The sequence below is a fragment of the Oleiphilus sp. HI0067 genome (assembly GCF_001635735.1).
On sequence record NZ_LWFI01001533.1, the window covers coordinates 1 to 690 of the forward strand.

The 690-nt window shown below is 43.9% G+C and carries 2 protein-coding genes; both read left to right on the forward strand.

The genetic code is table 11. The features are described 5' to 3' along the window. A partial coding sequence (locus tag A3739_RS25085; RefSeq protein WP_304440313.1) for a nucleoside transporter C-terminal domain-containing protein occupies positions 1–180 on the forward strand: 180 nt, incomplete at its 5' end. A gap of 21 nt (positions 181–201) precedes the next feature. Continuing rightward, positions 202–690 (forward strand): uridine kinase (udk, locus tag A3739_RS25090; protein ID WP_068503195.1); only part of this gene is annotated, 489 nt, incomplete at its 3' end.

Here is a 690-nt window from a genome sequence, read left to right on the forward strand (position 1 = left end):
TTATGTGGGTTTGCTAATTTTGCCTCAATCGCTGTGCTGCTTGGTGGTTTGGGAATTTTGGCGCCATCTCGTCGTCAAGAAGTCGCGCAATTAGGTATTCGAGCTGTGGCGGCGGCTACCTTGGCAAACTTGATGAGCGCGACCATTGCTGGTTTATTTATCGGGCTTAGTTTGGCTTAGTGATTTTATAAAGGATAAGTGATGAGCGACTCAAGGCCTTTACTGGTTGGTGTAGCAGGCGCTTCTGCCTCAGGAAAAAGTTTGTTAGCGAAAAACTTGAAAGAGAGTTTTCCTAGCGAGTATATACAAGTGATTTCTGAAGACAATTACTATCGCGACCAGTCACATATGAGTATGCAAGAGCGCGAGCAAATCAACTATGACCACCCTAATGCGATTGAACATGATTTATTAAAAGAGCATGTCGCGCAGCTTCGAGAGGGCTTATCGGTTGAAGTGCCTTGTTATGATTTTTCTCAACACACCAGAAGTGCCGATTCGATAGTAATTGAACCCACACCAATTGTTGTAGTGGAAGGAATTTTATTGTTCACGCACACCGACCTCTGTGAGGTGCTAGATCTTAAATTTTTTGTCGATACGCCATTAGATATTTGTTTGTTGAGGCGTATTCAACGAGACACTATTGAGCGAGGTCGATCCGTAGAGTCGGTCATTCACCAGTACAAA